Raw genomic sequence first — 20,987 nt, forward strand, 5'->3', positions numbered from 1 at the left:
GCAATGACTATAAATAATTACGAAATGAAAATTAGCGATAGGCTTCGGCTTTTAAGAGATCACCTAGGGTTGACTCAGCCAGCAATAGCCATGAAATTTCATATTCCCCTCCCATCATGGAAGAGTTACGAGAAAGGACCCAGCGAACCAGGAGCCGGCGCTCTAAGAGATATGGCATTAGCCGGGGTAAACGTGCATTGGGTATTGACAGGGGAAGGCGAAATGTTGCGACAATCAACATCTGATGACAATGAATCAGGCATTACCGCTGAAGTCACCCGGACCTATTCAAGCGGAGGAAGCCCAGCCAAAGAAGCCTCCATCAGCGCGGAGGTGACGAAAAGCACAAAGAAAAAACCAGCCACGACAGCCGACCTGCCGATGAATCCCGATGTGCTGTATGAAGTGATTGTCGCGGTAGAAACGAACCTCATGGAGCGCGACCTGGAGCTGGCGCCGAAAAAAAAAGCGCTTTTAATACAATTGCTTTACGAACACAATCTGGATGCCCACCTCAATAAAGATGACACAACCAAAAGATTTTTTGACCTGATTGGGAAATGAAGAAAAAAGGAAAAACGAAAAACGAAAGAAATGAACAAGATAATCAACCACTTTGTGTCAGAAAAAAAGCACAAAAAGCTGACGATAGAGATAACTGGCGACGCCCATACCCTGGCGAACACCTATATAAAGATAGAAAAGCCGGCAACTGCAAGATCAACCGCCTGGCGCGGCTCCCACATCGCCGCGATCCGCGAACGCTGCTTCGGCCTAGGCATCGAAGAAGAAAAAATCAAATACCTGCAACAAACCTACGGCGTCAACTCCCTGACCATGCTGTCAGACGCCGACATCGAGGAAATTTACAAATGGATCATGCAGCACCGTTAACGCGGCCTGAATTTAACACCCCAAAGCTCCGCGAATCACTCCCGTTTAACTCCCGATCAATCAATAACCGACCAGTGCCAAAAAATGCGCAAAATCCAATAACTCCCAGCGCAAAATTCGCAAAACGAAAAATTCCCTAAAAACCCCGCAACCCCGCACTACACGCGCCCTCCAGGAAAAAATGCGAAAATTTTCCCTGTGCCAAATCAATCACCTCCCCACACTTCCAAGAAAGGGATAAAACAAGAGACTTATCGTCTTCAGTCCCTCAAGAAAGCTCTAGGCCATCTCATTGTGGCTTCGATCCAGAGCAAGCACATCGTCACCTATCGAAATGTTCGATTGAAAGACGGTAAATCAGGGACTACCGTCCTTCATGAACTTAGCTACCTGTCACAAATCTTTGATGTAGCCCTGAAAGATTGGGGGATTCCTCGTAAGCGTTCAACCGTACCGCCTATAAAATAATTTTCGTCTGTTGCATCCTGTCCTTTTTTTGTCAGGAGTTTTGGCATGGCTATCACAGCGAAATGGCGTCAGCATATTGAAGCGTGGCAACGTAGCGGGCTATCACAAGCCGCGTATTGCGCCGAGCGGCAACTCAATGTCCGTACCTTCACGGCGCGTTTGAGCGACTATCGCAAATTGCCCCAGCCAGAGTCGGCAGCCTTAATACCGGTGCATGTTCAGCCGTCTGCGCCTGCCGCGATTGTCTTCACGCATGCCCAAGGTCACCGCCTGGAGTTGTCCGCTACCGTATCAGCGCGCTGGGTGGCTGAGTTGTTGCGATGCCTGGCTTGATTGCGAGTCCGGCACAGATCTGGCTGGCGGTGGCGCCGGTCGATATGCGGCGCGGCCTGGATGGCTTAACCGCAATCGTCCAGCAAAGCCTGGGGCACCCGCCTGGCTGCGGATCGGCCTTTATCTTCCGCAACCGTGCCGGCAACCGCTTGCGCCTGTTGCTGTGGGACGGCAATGGGGTTTGGCTGTGCCAGCGGCGGTTGCATCGAGGCAGTTTTGTTTGGCCCAAAGCCTCTGACCCGGTCTTTGCGCTCAGTCAGGCCCAGTGGCAGTGGCTTGTGGCTGGTGTCGATTGGCAACGGCTATCGGCACAACCGTCAACAGAATGGCGGGTGTAAGGTACGGTATTGAAACCTAGTAAAATCAAGGCGTTCAGTGGGTTTATGCAGTATAATAACGGCCATGAATCCCCTCGCCAAACTCGATCAGTTGAACCTGGAGCCTTCGGCAAAAACCGAAGTAGCCGCATTGATTCAAGCGCTGATCGAGCAGGCTGAGCGGGATGCCAAAGCCATTCAGAGCAAAGACGTCAAAATCGCCGCGCTGACCCACGAGTTGGCGTATTACAAGCGCATCCGTTTCAGCACCAAGAGCGAAGCCTTGGCCCCGCTGCAGCGGGATGTGTTCGAGGAAACCTGGAACACGGATATTTCGGCCATCGACGCGGAAGTCGAGCAACTGCAAGATGCCAGTCCTTGTACCACGGTGGTCCGCCCCAAACGCCTGCGCGCCGGCCGGCAACCGTTACCGTCTCACTTGCCGCGCATCGAACACCGCCACGAACCCGAATCCTGCACCTGCGGGCACTGCGGCCGGGAGTTGGTCAAGATCGGCGAAGATGTGACCGAGCAACTGGATGTCGAGCCGGCGAAGTTCTTCGTCCATCGCCATATCCGCCCGCAATATGCCTGCCGGAGCTGCGAGACCGTGACGGCGGCGTCGATTCCGCCGGCGGTGATCGATGGCGGTCTGGCGGCGGTCGGCTTGTTGAGCTGGGTGATGATCAGCAAATTCCAGGACCATCTGCCGCTCTACCGCTTGGAGCAGATCGCCGCCCGCGACGGCGTGATCTTGTCCCGTTCCACCCTGGCCGACTGGGTCGGACGTCTCGGCGTCGCCTTGGAACCTTTGGCGGATCGCCTGGCCTGGCATCTTCAACAACGGCCGAGTCTTCATGCCGATGAAACGCCGGTGCCGCAACTGGATCCCGGCAACGGCAAAACCAAGAAAGCCTACCTGTGGGCCTACCGCAGCAATGACCTACAACCGGGGCCCAAGATCATCGTCTTCGACTATCAAGCCGGTCGCAGCGGCCGGCATGCCGGGCAGTTTCTAGGCGATTGGCAAGGCCATCTCGTGGTCGACGACTACGCCGGCTATAAAGCCTTGTTTGCGGCCGCCCGCGCCCATCCCGAAACTCGACTTCGGCTTGAGCCATGTATCGAACTGGCGTGTTGGGCGCATGCGCGGCGGAAATTCTTCGACCTGTTCCAGGCCAGCCAGAGCCCGATTGCGCAAGAAGCCTTACAGCGCATCGCGGTGCTGTATGCGATTGAAGCCGAAGGCCAAAGCCTGAGTTCAGCGGAACGCCAACGCCTGCGTGCCGAGAAAAGCCGGCCGGCACTGGCCGGCCTGCACGACTGGCTGCAACGCACCCGAACCCACGTCGCGCCCAATACCGCGACCGCTAAAGCCATCGACTACAGCTTGAAACGCTGGATCGCTCTCACACGCTATGCTGAAACCGGCGATCTGCCAATCGACAACAACCCGATTGAAAACAGCATCCGACCTATCGCTTTGGGTAAAAAGAACTGGCTCTTTGCCGGCTCGGAACGCGCCGGAAAACGCGCGGCTGTGATTCAAACCTTGCTCGGCACGGCCAAGCTCAACGGCCTCGATCCTTCGGCCTGGCTAAAAGACACCCTCGAAAAACTGCCTACCTGGCCTAACAGCCGTATCGACGAACTACTGCCATTCGGCAAATCACATTAAATCACGCCCCCATCAACCTCGCTATGTGGTAGGGTTGGACGCTTACGACACATCTAAAACTAAGTTCACTTCTCTGCTCTGCCTCAGTCTGATTTTCCGGGCAGTCCTAAAACCCGGAGACTAGGGGGGAATCAACCAGTTCCAATCGGTTATTTTGGTGCTAATCAACCAGACATAAAGCTGAGATGTCTCAAAAACTCAGTGTACGAATATGGTCTTGCCCCGATCTAGCGGGCACTCGGCTAAGAGAGAAATCTCTAAACCTGAGGTCAACAATGAAACCAAATACGGTATCAACTGCGCCGGCTTTGTTGCATAAACAAAGACTAACCTATTGAGTTAATTGGATAACAACATGTTTTGACGGTAAAAATAATCTGTGCAAATCAATCACTTACTAATTGATGTAACAAAGCCGCAGATGGAAGTAACAAAATCCGAGGATGTAAAAGGTTGGCATGAATCATGCTTTCAATTATGAATGCTATAGCTGCAATTTTAGGCCTGCTAATAGTCATCTTAAAAAATTTTCAGTTACTTTATTCTTGCAGGTGAGAAATGATGCAATTACAAGATATTACCTTAACATGTATGTTTCTGGTTTTAATTATGGCGATGCTTTAGGCAGTGCGGTATGATACGCTAAGTACCCATGCAAAATAAAACCGGTATTTTTTCAGGGCGCATTGTAAAATTTTCTAATAAAAACAATATTTTGTTTGCTTTTTCTTGTTGGATAGATATGCGTGGGTACTTATAGAATCGCTCCATATTGAGCATATCATCACTAAAAGAACACCAGCGATATTCGCTTTATTTTTTCTAAACTAGCACCCATCCATCCGAAGAAAGGGCGGGGATTTTGTTTGATGCAATTTGGAGTCCCAAATAGGGCCACCAGCATACAACGCACTATGTCAGTTCATAAGCAGCCCAGCGAAGCACAATTGATGTTTGCCTATGCCGAGATGGAACAGCATAGAACGCATCATCTCCTTCATTTGGGTTTGAGCATCGTCACTGTCGGCTTATGGCTCGTTATCTGGCTGGCGGTCAGCGTTCGCAATACCCAACGACGCAATCGAATTGCCCGTGATTATGGATTGCCTGCCGAAAGCAACATCGGCTACATCATTATCTTTTTTCTACTCTTTTCTTCGGTTGCTGTCGGCGTCTATCAAGTTTATTTAACTCTGTTGACTGGAGCGCAAGCCGAAGCCGCAAAAGTTACCGATCAACCGGCAGTGCAACAGACGAAGCAGGAAACGCACTGGACATATGCAAAGGAAAAAGACCGTATGGGGCTAGGCACAAGTGCAATTGCCACAACCTATTCTCTGAATGAAATCGAATTTGGCCCGCCTTACAAGGGCAAACAGCGCGCAGTCCTGATTTTGCGCCAATACCCCGACAATTCACATGATGCCTATTTGGGCCTTCTAGAGGGGCAGTTCGATTGCAATTCCCGAGCCTGCGGCATTAGCGCGCGATTTGACAACGGTCTGACACAATATTTCGAGTCATGGCCACCGGCAAACGACAAGACGCCGGGGCTTTATCTGAGCAATGCGGACATCTTTATCCAGTTTACGGAAGAGGCCAATGTTCTTACTATCACAGCCGATTTTTTTGATGAGCCTTCCCAAACCTTTCAATTTGATGTCAGCGGTTTAACATGGGAATAGCTCGGTGAGAGGTGGCTATGTGGACAAAGAGCGCGAAACACGACTCAAGGCCACGGTTTTGCGGGTTCATATCCAACGTAAAGCCGCCAAAGGCAAACCGCTGTCAGCCTGCCAAAAGAGGCGCAATACTCGAATCGCCAAAACACGGGCCAGGGTTGAGCATGTGTTTGCCAGCCTGGAACAGATGGGCGGTAAAGGCTTGCGTTGTATCGGACTGGATCGGGCCACTCTGCAATTGAATTTCAAGGCGGCTACCTATAATTTGCGCCGTCTTTGCAGTTTAAAGACCTGTTGTATTTTTGCCTTTTGACAGGCAAAGTGCGCCTGAAATCGTCATCAATGGCGATTTCAGGATAAGAAACAGCCTATGACAGGGCAAGCATGCGGCCCCAGATCGGATTTCTGTGGTGGCATTGAACTGGAATCCCCCTTTTGGGCAATTTTGCCAGTATTTCGAGGCTCCCTAAAGTACATATTGTTATACACATCTCGGTGCGTCAGATGGCTCGTTGGCTACAACGCATTGATTTTTAGTCCATGACAACATAGGCAAGCGCTATTGAGCGTCGTTCCAAGTGCTTGATGCACAAAGAACGAGCAACTTGTGCATAACGGGATGACTTAAGCTGTCATAGGGCTGACAACGCATAGTCACTTGTCATGACTAATGGACATCACCGCGATTAACAGAAAAATCATCACCAGAACCGGCCAGAAATAAGGAGCCAATATTATACAAACAATTAATGCCATAAATAGGGCGCCTAGAAACATGAACGCCCCGATACCTAAAAACAGCATTATCGTCAGGATGGCGGCAAGTCCTATAATCGCCAAAAATGTCGGGATGGCGGCAATGCGGACCAGTGGTTCTGCGACCGGTTGACCATTGATCATAACGCTTAACTGCCCCACATCGGGATGAAACAGATAGCTGAGAACGGCTATCACTGCACCGATTATAAGAGCTTTCGTTATCAGCATGATATTGTATTTATTTGTCATAAAGTTAACCTCAAAACATTAAATCAAATTAGTTAAAAATGTATAAAATCAAAATTGGGCTCTCTTCACCGGAAAAACTGGAATTTGATTGAGAGCGTAAAATACCATGCGGACTTGCTATAATCTCTTGCCGGAGATAAAAAATAATATCCGCAAAAAATGAGAATATGATGTTTAAGACAAAAATTCAGCAAGACGATAGATAACTTAGAACTCCTTTCAAATGCTTAATCAGATTAAACAATTTTTAGAGCAACACCTTGCCTTATTGGGGCCCGAATTATCTGCGGCGGAACAACTGCGACTCGCGAGCGTCGCTTTGTACTTGGAAATGATAGAGATGGATGATAAAGGTGAAGCTAAAGAGCGAGAGTTGATTTTATCTCTGGTTCAAAAGAGCTTCTCTTTAAACCAGGAACAAGCCGCCGCTTTAATTGCAACAGCCGAACAGAAAAGCAAGCAAGCGACGGATTATTTTCAATTTACCTCGCTGATCAACAAACAATGCACTTTGGAGCAAAAGATCCAGTTAATCGAATCGTTGTGGAGAATTGCCTTGGTCGATTGCAAATTAGATCCACAAGAAGAATATCTAATCCGAAAATTAGCTGATCTGCTTTATGTACCCCATCTTGATTTTATCATGGCTAAGAACCGCATAAGCGCCTAGCGGAAAGTCAGTTGGTGGAGTTCTAGTCGGCGTAATTGGGGTGCCAGCTTTGCCGTTGCCCCCACAACAACCAATGTCACCAAGCCACCGAAAATAACTGATGGCACTAATCCCATCAGGCGTGACGCAATACCCGATTCAAAAGCCCCAAGTTCGTTCGACGATCCAATAAAGATGCCGTTAATCGCGGAAACCCGTCCGCGCATCGCATCAGGCGTCGCCAATTGCATGATGGTCGTGCGCATCACCACCGATACCCCATCGCAAACGCCAGAGAGGCCCAAGAACACTGCGCCAAACCAAAAGTTCACGGATAAAGCAAAGCCGATGATGCAGACACCGAATCCGGCTACAGCAGCCAGAAGCCATCGTCCTGCATGCAAATTAATAGGGTAGCGTATGAGCAATAATCCCGTTATCACGGCGCCGATGGCCGGAGCGGCCCGAAGAATGCCAAGACCCTCAGGGCCATAATGAAAAACGTCATGAATGAAAGCCGGCAGCATGGCCACTGCGCCGCCAAACAGAACAGCGAACATATCTAAAGATTGTGCGCCAAGGATGATCTGGTTGCTGAATACAAATCGTAACCCTTCGGCGATGCTGGTAAAAATGGGGGGGCTTTCTGCTGATAAGGGTTCCTTGATTCGAAGAGACAGCAATGCCACAGCTGCCATAATGCACAGGCCGGCTGCAACGCCATAGGCGGCCGTCTTACCCGCCCATCCGACCATGACACCTCCGAAAGCCGGACCAACGACAAGCCCAAATTGGAATACCGAACTGCCGATTCCCGCCGCGCGAGCATATTGCTCGCGCGGCAAAACCAGAGCAAACATCGCGCTATACGAGGGGCCGATAAAGGCGCGAGCTATCCCCGTGAGTGCGATAGTGCCATAGATCCATAAGGCCGGATTTCCAACAATTCTACCTTCTGCCACTGCAACCAGTGCCAACCCGTTGAAACATAGTAGAAGGCAAGCAAGCACCCCGAACAGGGTAAGCGTCCAACCCTACCACATAGCGAGGTTGATGGGGGCGTGATTTAATGTGATTTGCCGAAAGGCAGTAGTTCGTCGATACGGCTGTTAGGCCAGGTAGGCAGTTTTTCGAGGGTGTCTTTTAGCCAGGCCAAAGGATCGAGGCCGTTGAGCTTGGCCGTGCCGAGCAAGGTTTGAATCACAGCCGCGCGTTTTCCGGCGCGTTCCGAGCCGGCAAAGAGCCAGTTCTTTTTACCCAAAGCGATAGGTCGGATGCTGTTTTCAATCGGGTTGTTGTCGATTGGCAGATCGCCGGTTTCAGCATAGCGTGTGAGAGCGATCCAGCGTTTCAAGCTGTAGTCGATGGCTTTAGCGGTCGCGGTATTGGGCGCGACGTGGGTTCGGGTGCGTTGCAGCCAGTCGTGCAGGCCGGCCAGTGCCGGCCGGCTTTTCTCGGCACGCAGGCGTTGGCGTTCCGCTGAACTCAGGCTTTGGCCTTCGGCTTCAATCGCATACAGCACCGCGATGCGCTGTAAGGCTTCTTGCGCAATCGGGCTCTGGCTGGCCTGGAACAGGTCGAAGAATTTCCGCCGCGCATGCGCCCAACACGCCAGTTCGATACATGGCTCAAGCCGAAGTCGAGTTTCGGGATGGGCGCGGGCGGCCGCAAACAAGGCTTTATAGCCGGCGTAGTCGTCGACCACGAGGTGGCCTTGCCAATCGCCTAGAAACTGCCCGGCATGCCGGCCGCTGCGACCGGCTTGATAGTCGAAGACGATGATCTTGGGCCCCGGTTGTAGGTCATTGCTGCGGTAGGCCCACAGGTAGGCTTTCTTGGTTTTGCCGTTGCCGGGATCCAGTTGCGGCACCGGCGTTTCATCGGCATGAAGACTCGACCGTTGTTGAAGATGCCAGGCCAGGCGATCCGCCAAAGGTTCCAAGGCGACGCCGAGACGTCCGACCCAGTCGGCCAGGGTGGAACGGGACAAGATCACGCCGTCGCGGGCGGCGATCTGCTCCAAGCGGTAGAGCGGCAGATGGTCCTGGAATTTGCTGATCATCACCCAGCTCAACAAGCCGACCGCCGCCAGACCGCCATCGATCACCGCCGGCGGAATCGACGCCGCCGTCACGGTCTCGCAGCTCCGGCAGGCATATTGCGGGCGGATATGGCGATGGACGAAGAACTTCGCCGGCTCGACATCCAGTTGCTCGGTCACATCTTCGCCGATCTTGACCAACTCCCGGCCGCAGTGCCCGCAGGTGCAGGATTCGGGTTCGTGGCGGTGTTCGATGCGCGGCAAGTGAGACGGTAACGGTTGCCGGCCGGCGCGCAGGCGTTTGGGGCGGACCACCGTGGTACAAGGACTGGCATCTTGCAGTTGCTCGACTTCCGCGTCGATGGCCGAAATATCCGTGTTCCAGGTTTCCTCGAACACATCCCGCTGCAGCGGGGCCAAGGCTTCGCTCTTGGTGCTGAAACGGATGCGCTTGTAATACGCCAACTCGTGGGTCAGCGCGGCGATTTTGACGTCTTTGCTCTGAATGGCTTTGGCATCCCGCTCAGCCTGCTCGATCAGCGCTTGAATCAATGCGGCTACTTCGGTTTTTGCCGAAGGCTCCAGGTTCAACTGATCGAGTTTGGCGAGGGGATTCATGGCCGTTATTATACTGCATAAACCCACTGAACGCCTTGATTTTACTAGGTTTCAATACCGTACCTTACACCCGCCATTCTGTTGACGGTTGTGCCGATAGCCGTTGCCAATCGACACCAGCCACAAGCCACTGCCACTGGGCCTGACTGAGCGCAAAGACCGGGTCAGAGGCTTTGGGCCAAACAAAACTGCCTCGATGCAACCGCCGCTGGCACAGCCAAACCCCATTGCCGTCCCACAGCAACAGGCGCAAGCGGTTGCCGGCACGGTTGCGGAAGATAAAGGCCGATCCGCAGCCAGGCGGGTGCCCCAGGCTTTGCTGGACGATTGCGGTTAAGCCATCCAGGCCGCGCCGCATATCGACCGGCGCCACCGCCAGCCAGATCTGTGCCGGACTCGCAATCAAGCCAGGCATCGCAACAACTCAGCCACCCAGCGCGCTGATACGGTAGCGGACAACTCCAGGCGGTGACCTTGGGCATGCGTGAAGACAATCGCGGCAGGCGCAGACGGCTGAACATGCACCGGTATTAAGGCTGCCGACTCTGGCTGGGGCAATTTGCGATAGTCGCTCAAACGCGCCGTGAAGGTACGGACATTGAGTTGCCGCTCGGCGCAATACGCGGCTTGTGATAGCCCGCTACGTTGCCACGCTTCAATATGCTGACGCCATTTCGCTGTGATAGCCATGCCAAAACTCCTGACAAAAAAAGGACAGGATGCAACAGACGAAAATTATTTTATAGGCGGTACGGTTGAACGCTTACCGAACAGGCGACGGGAATAGTGATCCACCGCATAACCAGCAAACAATGCACAGCAGAAGTACGGAATGACCTCCGCCAGTCCAACCAAACCTAGCGCAAGTGTGTCATGGGTCAGCTCAAAGATGTGCCAACCCACGACGATCGCCATGATTTGATAGGCAAATACAATAAAAGCTCGAAATGTTAACAGTTTTAGAAAAGCGAAATTCGGATTAGCAAACGAATGCATGACAACCTGAATGATCAAAAGCCGCTTACCGGCCTTAACAGGGTAAGGATATGGTCATAAACAACTTCCCGATAAAATTTTCCGTTCGTCCTGAGCTTGTCGAAGGATGGACGGAAAATTCCCGGCTCATGCTGTCACCCGTTCATGCTTCGACGAACTCAGCACGAACCGGTGACAGCATTTACGGAAGTTATTTTTGACGGAATCCTAACTGAACCCAAAAGAGATATCCTCTGTACTTACAGTCGTTCAAAAAGAAATTACAAAATAACGTGATACAGAAATGGCATCTTTATTTTAAAATATCTCGCGCTCTATTTTCTGAAAGGATTGATTTTGATGTTAAATATTCGATCTCTTTTTTGATAACGTCACTATCCAAATCCACAATATCCATACTCGCTAATTTCGATACTGCGGTACGAATATAGGCATCTTCTGCGTAAGCGGTAGATATGCCGATAAGCTCTCCCGTAGTAAACCTATCCTTAAATGTTTGTAAAGGTATAGTTCTTTGGTTGTCGTCATATTCTGCAAAAGAGACAATGGGTAAAGAGCTGAACAATAAAAGAAGGAGGGCTGACTTAACCATTTTAAAACCTTCAGTTGAAAACCTATTGAGAATGAGAAAAATCTGTGTAAACCGCCGTTAAATTTAATTACGCATTCGATCTGGAAACATAGTCACAAATTGACTGGTACCTGGTTTTCAATGGCATAGACCATTTTTAGCTGAAATCTCTATTGCTTAGTCGATGGCTGTCATCATCGTAGCCGATCTTCATGTGGAAATATTTTCTGTTCTTCTACATAAAGTTGATTAACAGTGCGTCAAGTAATCGGCCTATATTGCGTACAAGCGAGGATGTCTATAAGTGAAATGCCATTTCTGTAGACCTGTTCCCCGGACTTTTGTTCTTAAGCTAGAAAAAGATAAATCGCACGCCGAGCTTTTTTTCTGGCGTCATCATCGTTTTCAGCCATAAGTTTAATAACAGATTTTATCTGATCTCCCAATAACACGCGTAAAAAATAGCCGTTTTTTTCATATACCAGCTCGGCATCCATCCATTTTTCAACAATTCGTAACATACGAAACCCTTATTCAGTAAAATAAACTAGGTTAAACAATACGGAAATAAGCAAGTATTGCGCCAATACTTAATTGTGCAATCGGCGGGGTTTTTGGCTATTTCATTCATGATCAGCGGTTGAAATCAACAGAACCAACGGTTTATTTAAACAACCCAAAGGAATATGACTCTTTTCAGGCTGATCATCTGGTCTGGTGTGGGTATGACCACGATGGTTCATGGCCGCGCAGGCGGATTTCGCTTTGCGCTGTTTTCTCGGACTGGTCCCCAAATCCTGACACCTTTTCCGCCGATGCTCCTTGGTTGAGGTGTTTTTAAGGCTGAATTTAACTTCGGGCGGTAAAAGGTCAATTCCAATCCCGTGAATTCACATCTTTATGTCCCCAAAAGCCGTGAGAAAAGAAATCTATCAAGCCATCGCAGGTGTCGCCGCCTTGATAGCCTTATCGCTCCCCTTAGCCATTTTAGGGTTAAAGGTGCTTAACTTCGTTTTTAGTAAAATCCCGACCTAATCGGGTTACTGCCGCTTCTCCCTCCATCGGCCTCCAAACCTGTTCGGCCACACGGTTTATTGACGTGTGATTATTTCCAACCTGCATTCGCCTGCTGCATCACATAAGCGGCAACATTTTTAATTTGCTCCGTTGACAGGGTTGTGCCAAATGCCGGCATAGGGGGTTTGCCGTTGGTAACCAGTGTAATAATTGCAGCTTCAGAATCCATTTTGTTGTCTTTTAAATCCTTTATGCTTAGCGATTTGGCTTGAACTATTAAATTGTTTCCGCCGGAATGGCATGACGTACAATTGTTGGCAAACACTTCCACGCCGGCTGATGCATCGGCAGCCTGAACATTGCCAATAAAACCAAAGATAAGCACACTTGAAACGAATAAGAATGATGAACGTAACATGATTGTTCTCCAAAAAATGACTTGAACACGATGAGATAAACAAACAACCCATCAACTTTGCTGCTAAAAGCAGCGCTATGATAAATATTTTTTATGACGAAGGCTTGCGTAAACAGGATGATTGATGTCCGTAGTAGTGAATGTCACTTGCGCGCCGGTTTTTGCCAGTTGGCTGAGAAAAATTCCGCTACTCTCTGATGCCATCGTAAAAGCGCATTAGATGGACCGCTAACTCTGTTTTCCGTTCCATTGCTCCCCACCCGCAATGGCCTGGCTAATCATTGGTCAATCATAGTGATATCCCAGTAAAAGTATTGACACATAGCAGTTATCCACGTGTTGATAACAAATTTAGGTGTCTCTAATTTTTGGGTAAACAAGACGTGAAGCATTCACTTTTCTTCGTAAATCGAGTCCCGATTTAAAATGCGGAGACTGCCTTTGTGGAACGCTGACCACATCACCTGTTTTGGGATTTCGACCAATGCGAGCGTCACGTTGAATTGTCGAAAAACTCCCAAAGCCACGAATCTCAATTCTTTCACCATTGGCTAAAGTGGAGATCATGACATCAATAATGTTGTTTACTGCAAGCTCAACATCCTTTTGATTTAAATGCGACTGTTTGCTATCAATCATGGCAATGAGTTCCAATTTGGTCATGGCTATCTTTGATTATTGTTGACTGTATTTAATCGAGGGTATAGTAAACAGCTCTGTTACTGTGAAAGTCGCTCCCATGGGGGATTTTCATCTGCCGGGGCGATGCTGAGCCTTCATGAACGTTAGAATATATCTGCTAATCGATCCTGACAAAAATTCATAAACAGGTTTAGCTCGGGTTTCCAATCTCGAATTGGCCTCGACCAGTGGTTAGCAGCCTGTTCGATGGACAGGCATGAGCAACCAAAGTTAAACAGCGTGCCAGTATTTAAAAAAAATACCCCCCGCGACCATGTCGTGAAGCTGGGGGGTATCATTTATTTGGTAGAATGCTCAGCAGCTTCCTCCGTTTTCATGTTTGCAGTTTCTGAGGCTTTGCTGGCATTCTCAGCATGTGTTTTCGCTTCCGCATGTTTACCGGCCTTGTGCTGTTTGGCGGCTGCTTGATGGTGTTTTACGACATCCTCATGGGCTTTGGCCGCTTCTTCGTGTTTTACAGCGGCTTGTTCCGTAGCCGCAAATGCAGAAAAAGACATCACGGATGCTACGAGTAATGCGCCTATGATCTTTAACATAGATGACTCCTGAATATTGCAAGATAAAGGTTACCGACCTCAAGATCTGTTATCGATTTTGCGGCTGATGTCGAAAATGATTTCCCGACATATAAGACATACATTAATCATGCCATCTGGATTTTTGTTGGCTATTTATTTGAAATTACTTGTATTTTTTAAGAATAACTTTCTAATTTACAAGTTAATTAAGGGCTAATAGGTAAAAATAAACCCATAATCTTGGTGGATATAAACCATACAAACAGTTTAGTTATGACATGACAAACAGAAGTGGCGCTGAAATTTACACAACCGCTTACCATGTAAAGATACCTGTGCGGGAGGCGGAGGAAAGAGAAATTGCTGCTCTATCGTCACCGGAGCGACAACCTCAACATGAGTTCCACATGGCTATGTTCCAGAAATGACCTGATCGCGAACGTGAGTGTCTTGCTAGCCGCTGCTGGTAGCTATCTGCTCGCCTCACGCTTGCCGGATATTGTTGTTGGCAGTCTTATTGCTCGCCTCTTTCTCAGATCTGTGGATTTGTCCGGAAATTCTGGATTTTTCGGACAATTGTTTGCCTTTATAAAATCAAAGGCTTGCATGTCCGATAAATCTGTCCGAAAATGAGCGCATGAAAATAGGCTATGCGCGTGTCTCGACCGATGACCAGAACCCCGATTTGCAGCTCGACGCTCTGAAAAGGGCAGGGTGCCAAAAAATCTATGTCGATAAGGCGAGTGGCGCAAAGCGGCAACGTCCTGAATTGAACAAATGCCTCGCCGCGCTGGATGCCGATGACGTCTTGATTGTATGGAAGCTCGACGGGATCGGGCGATCGCTGCATGATCTCATCGCCTTCCTTGACGATCTGAAAGAGCGCAAGATTCAATTTCAATCGCTGACCGAATCCATCGACACCAAAACCCCGACCGGTCGGGCGATATGGCAAATGATCGGAATACTGGCAGAACTGGAACGCTCTTTAATTCAGGAGCGCACCCAGGCGGGAAGGGCAGCGGCGCAAGCGCGGGGGGTAAAAATGGGGCGGAAACCCAAATTGACACCGCAACAAATCAAACACGCCCGCAAGCTGATAGAAGAAGGGGAAAGCCCCGCACTTGTGGCGAAGCAGCTCAACGTGGCACGGTCAACGCTTTATCTAAGCTTGCAAGAATAAAATGACATATGCCGGGAGGAAGAGGAGTGATTAAGGAAGCCGATTCATGCTGATACCGATTGCTTATCTCGCAGCGCGAGATCCCGCCCGCAATATTCACCGAGCCTATTCGCTGGCTTATGGTCAGGACCTCTTCGGTAATTGGATCGTGGAAACCACTTACGGGCGGATTGGTGGCAAAGGACGAACCCTCGTGACTGTCGTCAACAATGAAGACGAAGCACTCAAATATGTGCAAAAGTCCCTCAAACGCCGGCAATCCGCTCCTAAAAGGCTGGGAATTGGCTATGAAATAAAAAATAGCCCTGCCACACGAGCAAACAATAGCTAAACCATGACTATTTCTTATAACGCAGAAATTTCTGCAGGCTCTCTGATGCCCTTAGAGAGTCGCCGCATTGCGGCTTTCTTGCTGACTCACCCCAATGAGAATGCCTGGAGACGGGCGCTGGTCGAGGATAATCTGCTGCAGAAAAAAGCCCCGTCTACCGCTTTACGCCAAGCAAAATTGATCAGGAATCGTCTGAATACCCTTGATACTTCCGCGTGGGAAATGATTGCCCATCGTGAACAAGAAGTTGCAATTCAGCTGTTACTGGTGGCGGCAGTTAAACATAGCCGGCTGCTCGCAGATTTTATTGCGAATGTTTACATCGATCATCAGCGCCGATTAAACTTGTCAATTTCTTCCGGCGACTGGGAAGGATTTTTCACCGAATGCGCCCACAGGGATTCATCAGTGAAACATTGGTCGGCTTCAACACAAGCTAAACTGTTCCAGGTCATCGTCCGTATCCTTACCGAAGCCAAGTATCTTGAAAACACACGCAGCATGAAAATTACACCGCAATCGTTGCATCCTGATATTAGACGCTACCTATCGGCGCAAGGAGATCACTCGATAGTGGAACTCTTGGGGCGAGCCTAATGGCGCTCACCTTCGAAGAACGACTCAATCAGATTCTGCCCAAAATTAGCTCTGCCGAGTTTCTGAGCAGCAAAGGCCTCGGTAATGAAATCGGCTTCTGGATTTTTGATTACCCGCCGGAGCGGGAAATGGAGATGCGAGACTTTCTGACCCGGACCGTTCTCACGAGCCTCCATAAATCACAGCCGCCCATTCGAGCCGGCGTGATCAACCTATTTGACCTGGTCATCCAACTGCTGGAGGAACGCAGACTGCTCGATAAAGCGATCGAAATGCAGCGCACCAAAGGCGACGAGGCTGTCATGGCCGCCTTGCGCCCGGTTCTGAAGGAAGACAAGCTGGCTCAAAAAATCGTTTCCCTCGTCGATCTCGATCAGATCGATGTATTGATCCTTTGGGGTGTCGGTAGTGCTTATCCGATGCTCAGAACCCATACCTTGCTCTCGGCGTTGCATCCTTTGATGAGGAGAACACCATTGCTGATGTTTTACCCTGGCCGCTATGACGGCTACTCGCTGCGCTTGTTCAATAAGTTATCCGAAGATCATTACTACCGCGCCTTCAGGTTGGTTCCTGAAGCGCAATAATCCAACTGCTTATCGAGATTACCACATGGAAATAAGGGAGTTATTCACCAAGCCGATCGATCGCCCCATAAATGGCGTCATCAAGGCCGACCAGTTGGATGCGGAAAGCATTTGGCAGGAATTGGAAGAATACGTTGTCACCAAACAGCTCACCGAATATTTTCGGCGCTTTTTCGATGCCTACCTGGCCGCGGCCGAAAAAGCCAAAGATCCGACCATTACCGCACGGATGGGCGTTTGGGTCTCGGGGTTTTTCGGATCTGGGAAATCGCACTACATCAAAATCCTGTCCTATTTACTGGAAAACATTGAAGCCGTCGACCCCAAAACAGGCAAACATAAAAGAGCCGTTGAGTTTTTTGATGAGCACAAAATCAAGGATCCGATGCTGTTGGCGGACATTCACCGCGCCATTAAGGGCACGGCCGATGTCATGCTGTTCAATATCGATGCGAAGGCCGATGCAAAATCCGAACGCGATGCGATTGTTCAGGTTTTTCTGCGCGTATTCAATGAAAAGCTCGGCCTTTGCGGCGACGCGCCTCATATCGCCGAAATGGAGCGCTACCTGATCTCCAAAGGCGCCTACGAAACTTTCAAAACAATATTTCAGGATCGCAACGGCAATGCCTGGCATCAAGAACGCGATGCGGTCGACTTTCTCCGCGATGATGTGATTGCCGCATTGGCCCAATCGCTCAATATGACGGAAGAGTCGGCCGGCCGTTGGTTCGACAATGCCCGCGAGGGTTACCGCATCAACATCGAAGGCTTCGCCAAACTGGTCAATGACTACTTGGATACCCAGCCTGCCGACCATCGCGTGATATTTCTGGTCGATGAAGTCGGACAGTTTATCGGCGATAACACGCAGCTGATGCTGAGCCTGCAAACCATCATCGAGCAACTGGGGACACTCTGCAAAGGCCGCGCCTGGGTGATTGTGACCAGCCAGGAAGATATCGATGCGGCGATCGGCGAGGCCAACAAGGCCAAATCCCAGGATTTTTCCAAAATTCAGGCACGCTTCCATACCCGGCTGTCTCTGGCCAGTTCCAATACGGACGAAGTCATCGGCGAGCGCTTACTGGCTAAAACCGAACCGGCCCATGTCACGCTGCGGGACGTTTTTGCTCAAAAAGGCGACATCATCAACAACCAACTGTCCTTTCTGGGCAATGGCGTCAATCTCCGGGGTTACCGGGATGCGGTGGAATTTGTAGCCTATTATCCGTTTGCGCCGTATCAATTCCAATTGCTGCAAAAAATCTTCGAGTCGATTCGCAAAGTCGGGGCCACCGGCAAGCATCTTTCACGTGGAGAGCGTTCCCTTTTGGATGCATTCCAGTCGGCCGCCGTGCAAAATGCCGGTAAGCCTATCGATGCCTTGATTCCGCTTTACGATTTTTATCCTTCGATCGAAAGCTTCATCGATAGCATCGCTAAAAGATCGATCGATCAAGCGCCTGATAATCCGTCATTGGAGCCCTATGACACTCAATTGCTCAAGGCATTGTTCCTGATCCGCTACATTCCGGAAACGGTCAAGCCGAACATCGACAATTTAGCCACGCTCTGCGTTGATGAAGTCGATGCCGACAAACTGAGCCTCAAGCGCCGCATTCAAGAATCTCTTGCCAGGTTGGAACAACAGCAGTTGGTCAGCCGTAACGGCGATCTCTGGTTTTTCCTGACCAATGAAGAACGCGATGTCGCCCGCGAACTTGGCCATGTCGAAATTTCATCGGCGGAGAGAACCCGTCTGCTGTCAGAGTTGATTTTCGAAGACATCCTGAGAAGCCAAAACAAAGTACGGCATCGCGACACCAAAGGCGATTACGAATTTAATCGTCTGCTGGACGGTGCCCCCTGGAAAACCGCCGGCCACACGCTCACGCTGGAAGTCCTCACTCCTTTGGGCGATGACTACGAAAAAATGCATGAAGCGACTTGTACTATGCGCAGCGCCGAAGGGACAGGCCGCGCGATCATTCGCATGGCAGAAGGCCAACGGCTTTACGAAGAACTGACGCTTTACCTGCAAATCGAAAAATACATCATCAGCCCGAAGGCGGATCAAGCCACGCCGTCATTGAAGCGTATCCTATCCGATCGTAAGGAAGAAAACCGGGAACGCCGGCTGCGCTTGGTCGAGCAACTCGGCAATCTGATGGCCCTCGGTGATTTTTATGTCTTGGGGCAAAAACCCAGCATTAAAGCCGGACTGCATCCGACCAGCCTGCTGGATGAAGTGATCAACTATTTGATCGCCAACACCTACAGCAAGCTGCCCTATCTGAAATACCGCTGCGCCGACCCTGTCGCCGAAATCAAGGCCGTACTCTCCGCCGATGACGTCAAACAACTGTCGCTGGATAGCAATATCGAAGAGCTTAACCCTTTGGCGCTCAACGAACTCAGGCAATATCTGTTGCTCACGGCATCGGAAAACCGCGTGTTGCTTTCCGATATTGTCGATCGGTTTACCGGTATTCCCTGGGGATGGAAGCCAGAATGGGAAATTGTTTTGCTCATTGCCCGGCTTTACATGGCCGGCGAGATTAAATTGATGCTCGAAGGCGCTGATCTTGATCCGCGCTCGGCGATAGACCCATTGACCAAATCCGTCCGGTTTAGACAGGTCTCGATTCTGAAGCGTAAATCGGCCGATAGCGTTACGATCAAACGCGCACGCGATCTGCACCGCGAGCTGTTCGCCAAACTTCCTCGTGAAGATGAAGACGGTTTGGTCGCCGATACGCGCGAAAGTTTTAAGAATTGGCAGGACGAACTGAAAAGCTACGGCCATATCGCCACCGGCAAATTCTATCCCGGCAAAATGGTGATCGAACAAGCCGCAGCGCGCATCGGCAAGCAACTGGCAATTCGCGACAGTTATGAATTCATTGAAACCCTGCTGAAAGGCAAGGATGACTGGCTGGATCTGAGCGAAGACATTCACGATGTGACCAGTTTCTATAAAACCCAGGTGACCACCTGGCGGAAAATGCTCGAAGCCTTGGGCGAGTTTGCGGATAACCGCGAGGCATTGCAGCAAGATTTGGCCGCCGCCAACGCCTTGAAAGAACTGGAAACCATTCGCGACAATCCTGCCCCTTATGCCCAAATCAACCGCATCGATCCGTTACTGAGCACGGTTGCCGTCGCCAATGATCGAATTGCCGGCAGTGAACGGGAAACGGCACTGATGTCAATTGACGAAAAACTGGGCGAAATCGAGGCTGCACTGAACCAAGCGCAAGCAGAAGTCGATCTGCGAAATAGAGCTTTGTATCCTTTGCAGCAGTTGAAAACTACTGTGGCTGCATTAAACAGCATTCCCAGGATACGCTATCTCAAAGAGCAGGCAGGAAGTCGACTGGATGAGGCCATGGATCTGATCGCCTCTGCGCAGAAGCCGGAACCGGCTGGAATCAAGGAACCGGGGGGCACTAGTGCTCCGGTGTCCGGAGCAGGCACTCAGCCGATTGCGCCGACAGTCGTCGTTCGCGCCTCTGAGTGTAGCATTAAAACCTATTTGGAAAACGAAAGCGATATCGAAGCCTATCTCGCTAAATTGAAAGATAAATTATCGGCCACGGTTCGGGAAGGCAAAAGAGTTCGGATTCAATAAAGCGGCTTATGTTTTCTGACGCATTGCTATTCTTTCGGCAAGCGCAGATAATTTGTTGAAAATTTCAACAATTCAGGAGGCTATGATGGCTACCGTAAATTTCAGTGTGCCGGATGACGTTAAAGATGCGTTTAATGAAGCCTACAAAGGCCAGAACAAGAGCGCCGTTATCGCCGATTTGATGCGCGAGGCCGTCGAACGTGCGCAGCGTAAACAACGCAGTCATAAAGCGATTGCAAGAATCTTGGAACGGCGTAAGCATGCCCCGGCCATGACCGATGAAGAGCTACAGACAGCACGGGAAGAAGGCCGCCCATGATTGTTGTGGTGGACGCCAGCGTCGCCCTGAAATGGTTTTTTCAGAGCCGGGAAGATGAAGCCGATTGCGACCTGGCGTTAGCCATCCTGTCAGGCATCGATGAAGGCCGTATACAAATGCTGCAACCTCCGCATTTTATTGCCGAGGTCACGGCGGTGCTGGCCCGCGAAAAACCGGAAGAAGCCCAGGATGATTTGTTCGATTTATTGGCCATCGAAAGCCGTTTTTCCGAGGAGCCGGAGATTTATGCCACGGCCATGGATCTTGCAATCCGTTGCCGGCATCACTTGTTCGATACCCTATACCACGCGGTGGCTCTGAATACCCCCGGCGCCATACTGGTGACCGCCGATCGCCGTTATTACGAGAAAGCTTTGGGTTTCGGCCGGATTACCCTGCTACCCGATTTCAAATTCGCCCACTAAA

The 20,987-nt window shown here is 50.2% G+C and carries 28 protein-coding genes; 17 read left to right on the plus strand and 11 right to left on the minus strand.

Annotated features, from left to right (window positions below; all coding sequences use genetic code 11):
* The first annotated feature begins 3 nt into the window (after positions 1-3).
* From METLA_RS21205 to METLA_RS0100380, 8 genes are all read left to right on the plus strand, one after another.
* Positions 4-564, plus strand: coding sequence for a helix-turn-helix domain-containing protein (locus tag METLA_RS21205; protein ID WP_024296657.1), 561 nt, complete (start codon positions 4-6; stop codon positions 562-564).
* A gap of 54 nt (positions 565-618) precedes the next feature.
* Positions 619-894: a hypothetical protein gene (locus METLA_RS0100360; RefSeq protein ID WP_206740941.1), complete on the plus strand. Its 276-nt coding sequence runs from the start codon at positions 619-621 to the stop codon at positions 892-894.
* Positions 895-1,092: 198 nt separating this feature from the next.
* Entirely contained in the window at positions 1,093-1,362 is a 270-nt protein-coding gene (locus METLA_RS23870; RefSeq protein ID WP_425411732.1) for a phage integrase, read from the plus strand.
* Positions 1,363-1,407: 45 nt separating this feature from the next.
* Positions 1,408-1,695, plus strand: a complete 288-nt coding sequence (gene tnpA, locus METLA_RS21640; protein ID WP_024297133.1) for an IS66 family insertion sequence element accessory protein TnpA — start codon at positions 1,408-1,410, stop codon at positions 1,693-1,695.
* Positions 1,683-2,033: an IS66 family insertion sequence element accessory protein TnpB gene (gene tnpB, locus METLA_RS0100365; RefSeq protein WP_024296659.1), complete on the plus strand. Its 351-nt coding sequence runs from the start codon at positions 1,683-1,685 to the stop codon at positions 2,031-2,033. The genes tnpA (METLA_RS21640) and tnpB (METLA_RS0100365) overlap by 13 nt, the downstream gene beginning before the upstream one ends.
* Before the next feature lie 64 nt (positions 2,034-2,097).
* On the plus strand, positions 2,098-3,690 hold the full coding sequence (gene tnpC, locus METLA_RS0100370) for an IS66 family transposase (RefSeq protein WP_024296660.1): 1,593 nt from the start codon (positions 2,098-2,100) through the stop codon (positions 3,688-3,690).
* 914 nt (positions 3,691-4,604) lie between these two features.
* On the plus strand, positions 4,605-5,375 hold the full coding sequence (locus tag METLA_RS20385; RefSeq protein WP_024296661.1) for a DUF4234 domain-containing protein: 771 nt from the start codon (positions 4,605-4,607) through the stop codon (positions 5,373-5,375).
* A 19-nt stretch (positions 5,376-5,394) separates the two neighbouring features.
* Complete coding sequence (locus METLA_RS0100380; RefSeq protein WP_024296662.1) at positions 5,395-5,685, plus strand: transposase; 291 nt, start codon at positions 5,395-5,397, stop codon at positions 5,683-5,685.
* 341 nt (positions 5,686-6,026) lie between these two features.
* On the opposite strand, the gene METLA_RS0100385 is transcribed toward METLA_RS0100380, so the two are convergent.
* Positions 6,027-6,380 carry a hypothetical protein gene (locus METLA_RS0100385; RefSeq protein WP_024296663.1) on the minus strand — a complete coding sequence of 118 codons (354 nt, stop codon included), beginning with the start codon at positions 6,378-6,380 and terminating at the stop codon, positions 6,027-6,029.
* Positions 6,381-6,603: 223 nt separating this feature from the next.
* Here METLA_RS0100385 and METLA_RS0100390 point away from each other — a divergent pair, with 223 nt between their 5' ends.
* Positions 6,604-7,050, plus strand: coding sequence for a tellurite resistance TerB family protein (locus METLA_RS0100390; RefSeq protein WP_024296664.1), 447 nt, complete (start codon positions 6,604-6,606; stop codon positions 7,048-7,050).
* On the opposite strand, the gene METLA_RS0100395 is transcribed toward METLA_RS0100390, so the two are convergent.
* The 10 genes from METLA_RS0100395 to METLA_RS0100435 all read right to left on the minus strand — a co-directional run bounded on the left by METLA_RS0100395 (position 7,047) and on the right by METLA_RS0100435 (position 13,928).
* Positions 7,047-8,048, minus strand: a complete 1,002-nt coding sequence (locus METLA_RS0100395; RefSeq protein ID WP_084480027.1) for an MFS transporter — start codon at positions 8,046-8,048, stop codon at positions 7,047-7,049. The two genes, METLA_RS0100390 and METLA_RS0100395, sit on opposite strands and share 4 nt — an antisense overlap.
* A gap of 47 nt (positions 8,049-8,095) precedes the next feature.
* Positions 8,096-9,688, minus strand: a complete 1,593-nt coding sequence (tnpC, locus tag METLA_RS0100400) for an IS66 family transposase (RefSeq protein ID WP_024296665.1) — start codon at positions 9,686-9,688, stop codon at positions 8,096-8,098.
* A 64-nt stretch (positions 9,689-9,752) separates the two neighbouring features.
* Positions 9,753-10,103, minus strand: coding sequence for an IS66 family insertion sequence element accessory protein TnpB (gene tnpB / locus METLA_RS0100405; RefSeq protein WP_024296659.1), 351 nt, complete (start codon positions 10,101-10,103; stop codon positions 9,753-9,755).
* Positions 10,091-10,378, minus strand: coding sequence for an IS66 family insertion sequence element accessory protein TnpA (tnpA, locus tag METLA_RS21645; protein WP_024297133.1), 288 nt, complete (start codon positions 10,376-10,378; stop codon positions 10,091-10,093). Before tnpA (METLA_RS21645) ends, tnpB (METLA_RS0100405) begins: the two co-directional genes overlap by 13 nt.
* Before the next feature lie 45 nt (positions 10,379-10,423).
* The gene (locus METLA_RS0100410) at positions 10,424-10,702 is read right to left on the minus strand and encodes a hypothetical protein (protein WP_024296666.1); all 279 of its coding nucleotides are present in this window, start codon (positions 10,700-10,702) and stop codon (positions 10,424-10,426) included.
* A 274-nt stretch (positions 10,703-10,976) separates the two neighbouring features.
* Positions 10,977-11,276 (minus strand): hypothetical protein, encoded by a 300-nt coding sequence (locus tag METLA_RS0100415; RefSeq protein WP_024296667.1) that lies wholly within the window; start codon positions 11,274-11,276, stop codon positions 10,977-10,979.
* A gap of 326 nt (positions 11,277-11,602) precedes the next feature.
* Positions 11,603-11,776, minus strand: coding sequence for a hypothetical protein (locus METLA_RS23015; RefSeq protein ID WP_198408430.1), 174 nt, complete (start codon positions 11,774-11,776; stop codon positions 11,603-11,605).
* Positions 11,777-12,360: 584 nt separating this feature from the next.
* Positions 12,361-12,690, minus strand: coding sequence for a c-type cytochrome (locus METLA_RS0100425; RefSeq protein WP_024296668.1), 330 nt, complete (start codon positions 12,688-12,690; stop codon positions 12,361-12,363).
* Between the two features lie 351 nt (positions 12,691-13,041).
* On the minus strand, positions 13,042-13,353 hold the full coding sequence (locus METLA_RS20390) for an integration host factor subunit beta (protein ID WP_036281304.1): 312 nt from the start codon (positions 13,351-13,353) through the stop codon (positions 13,042-13,044).
* Positions 13,354-13,670: 317 nt separating this feature from the next.
* Complete coding sequence (locus METLA_RS0100435; protein ID WP_024296669.1) at positions 13,671-13,928, minus strand: hypothetical protein; 258 nt, start codon at positions 13,926-13,928, stop codon at positions 13,671-13,673.
* A 342-nt stretch (positions 13,929-14,270) separates the two neighbouring features.
* On the opposite strand from METLA_RS0100435, the gene METLA_RS23020 reads away from it, so the two are divergent.
* From METLA_RS23020 to METLA_RS0100470, 8 genes are read left to right on the plus strand one after another with little or no spacing between them, the layout of a single operon-like run.
* Positions 14,271-14,543: a hypothetical protein gene (locus METLA_RS23020; RefSeq protein ID WP_198408431.1), complete on the plus strand. Its 273-nt coding sequence runs from the start codon at positions 14,271-14,273 to the stop codon at positions 14,541-14,543.
* Positions 14,544-14,547: 4 nt separating this feature from the next.
* A complete protein-coding gene (locus METLA_RS0100440; RefSeq protein WP_024296670.1) occupies positions 14,548-15,093 on the plus strand; it encodes a recombinase family protein in 546 nt (181 codons plus the stop codon).
* 46 nt (positions 15,094-15,139) lie between these two features.
* The gene (locus METLA_RS0100445) at positions 15,140-15,424 is read left to right on the plus strand and encodes a WGR domain-containing protein (protein ID WP_024296671.1); all 285 of its coding nucleotides are present in this window, start codon (positions 15,140-15,142) and stop codon (positions 15,422-15,424) included.
* Positions 15,425-15,427: 3 nt separating this feature from the next.
* Entirely contained in the window at positions 15,428-16,021 is a 594-nt protein-coding gene (locus METLA_RS0100450) for a DUF1819 family protein (RefSeq protein WP_024296672.1), read from the plus strand.
* Positions 16,021-16,608: a DUF1788 domain-containing protein gene (locus METLA_RS0100455; RefSeq protein ID WP_024296673.1), complete on the plus strand. Its 588-nt coding sequence runs from the start codon at positions 16,021-16,023 to the stop codon at positions 16,606-16,608. Before METLA_RS0100450 ends, METLA_RS0100455 begins: the two co-directional genes overlap by 1 nt.
* 25 nt (positions 16,609-16,633) lie before the next feature.
* The gene (gene brxC, locus METLA_RS0100460) at positions 16,634-20,242 is read left to right on the plus strand and encodes a BREX system P-loop protein BrxC (protein ID WP_024296674.1); all 3,609 of its coding nucleotides are present in this window, start codon (positions 16,634-16,636) and stop codon (positions 20,240-20,242) included.
* Between the two features lie 55 nt (positions 20,243-20,297).
* The gene (locus METLA_RS0100465; protein ID WP_245598707.1) at positions 20,298-20,561 is read left to right on the plus strand and encodes a hypothetical protein; all 264 of its coding nucleotides are present in this window, start codon (positions 20,298-20,300) and stop codon (positions 20,559-20,561) included.
* Positions 20,558-20,986: a type II toxin-antitoxin system VapC family toxin gene (locus tag METLA_RS0100470; protein WP_029646270.1), complete on the plus strand. Its 429-nt coding sequence runs from the start codon at positions 20,558-20,560 to the stop codon at positions 20,984-20,986. Before METLA_RS0100465 ends, METLA_RS0100470 begins: the two co-directional genes overlap by 4 nt.
* The last annotated feature ends 1 nt before the right edge of the window (position 20,987 follow it).

Origin of the sequence: Methylomicrobium lacus LW14, from assembly GCF_000527095.1 — a bacterium.
GTDB lineage: Bacteria > Pseudomonadota > Gammaproteobacteria > Methylococcales > Methylomonadaceae > Methylomicrobium > Methylomicrobium lacus.

What these genes read in the sequence shown, in the direction of transcription:
- METLA_RS21205 (WP_024296657.1), top strand. Translation starts at nt 4, where the DNA reads ATGACTATAAATAATTACGAAATGAAAATTAGCGATAGGCTTCGGCTT.
- tnpA (WP_024297133.1), top strand. Translation starts at nt 1,408, where the DNA reads ATGGCTATCACAGCGAAATGGCGTCAGCATATTGAAGCGTGGCAACGT.
- tnpB (WP_024296659.1), top strand. Translation starts at nt 1,683, where the DNA reads ATGCCTGGCTTGATTGCGAGTCCGGCACAGATCTGGCTGGCGGTGGCG.
- tnpC (WP_024296660.1), top strand. Translation starts at nt 2,098, where the DNA reads ATGAATCCCCTCGCCAAACTCGATCAGTTGAACCTGGAGCCTTCGGCA.
- METLA_RS20385 (WP_024296661.1), top strand. Translation starts at nt 4,605, where the DNA reads ATGTCAGTTCATAAGCAGCCCAGCGAAGCACAATTGATGTTTGCCTAT.
- METLA_RS0100385 (WP_024296663.1), bottom strand. Translation starts at nt 6,380, where the DNA reads ATGACAAATAAATACAATATCATGCTGATAACGAAAGCTCTTATAATC.
- METLA_RS0100390 (WP_024296664.1), top strand. Translation starts at nt 6,604, where the DNA reads ATGCTTAATCAGATTAAACAATTTTTAGAGCAACACCTTGCCTTATTG.
- tnpC (WP_024296665.1), bottom strand. Translation starts at nt 9,688, where the DNA reads ATGAATCCCCTCGCCAAACTCGATCAGTTGAACCTGGAGCCTTCGGCA.
- tnpB (WP_024296659.1), bottom strand. Translation starts at nt 10,103, where the DNA reads ATGCCTGGCTTGATTGCGAGTCCGGCACAGATCTGGCTGGCGGTGGCG.
- tnpA (WP_024297133.1), bottom strand. Translation starts at nt 10,378, where the DNA reads ATGGCTATCACAGCGAAATGGCGTCAGCATATTGAAGCGTGGCAACGT.
- METLA_RS0100415 (WP_024296667.1), bottom strand. Translation starts at nt 11,276, where the DNA reads ATGGTTAAGTCAGCCCTCCTTCTTTTATTGTTCAGCTCTTTACCCATT.
- METLA_RS23015 (WP_198408430.1), bottom strand. Translation starts at nt 11,776, where the DNA reads ATGTTACGAATTGTTGAAAAATGGATGGATGCCGAGCTGGTATATGAA.
- METLA_RS0100425 (WP_024296668.1), bottom strand. Translation starts at nt 12,690, where the DNA reads ATGTTACGTTCATCATTCTTATTCGTTTCAAGTGTGCTTATCTTTGGT.
- METLA_RS20390 (WP_036281304.1), bottom strand. Translation starts at nt 13,353, where the DNA reads ATGACCAAATTGGAACTCATTGCCATGATTGATAGCAAACAGTCGCAT.
- METLA_RS0100435 (WP_024296669.1), bottom strand. Translation starts at nt 13,928, where the DNA reads ATGTTAAAGATCATAGGCGCATTACTCGTAGCATCCGTGATGTCTTTT.
- METLA_RS0100440 (WP_024296670.1), top strand. Translation starts at nt 14,548, where the DNA reads ATGAAAATAGGCTATGCGCGTGTCTCGACCGATGACCAGAACCCCGAT.
- METLA_RS0100445 (WP_024296671.1), top strand. Translation starts at nt 15,140, where the DNA reads ATGCTGATACCGATTGCTTATCTCGCAGCGCGAGATCCCGCCCGCAAT.
- METLA_RS0100450 (WP_024296672.1), top strand. Translation starts at nt 15,428, where the DNA reads ATGACTATTTCTTATAACGCAGAAATTTCTGCAGGCTCTCTGATGCCC.
- METLA_RS0100455 (WP_024296673.1), top strand. Translation starts at nt 16,021, where the DNA reads ATGGCGCTCACCTTCGAAGAACGACTCAATCAGATTCTGCCCAAAATT.
- brxC (WP_024296674.1), top strand. Translation starts at nt 16,634, where the DNA reads ATGGAAATAAGGGAGTTATTCACCAAGCCGATCGATCGCCCCATAAAT.
- METLA_RS0100470 (WP_029646270.1), top strand. Translation starts at nt 20,558, where the DNA reads ATGATTGTTGTGGTGGACGCCAGCGTCGCCCTGAAATGGTTTTTTCAG.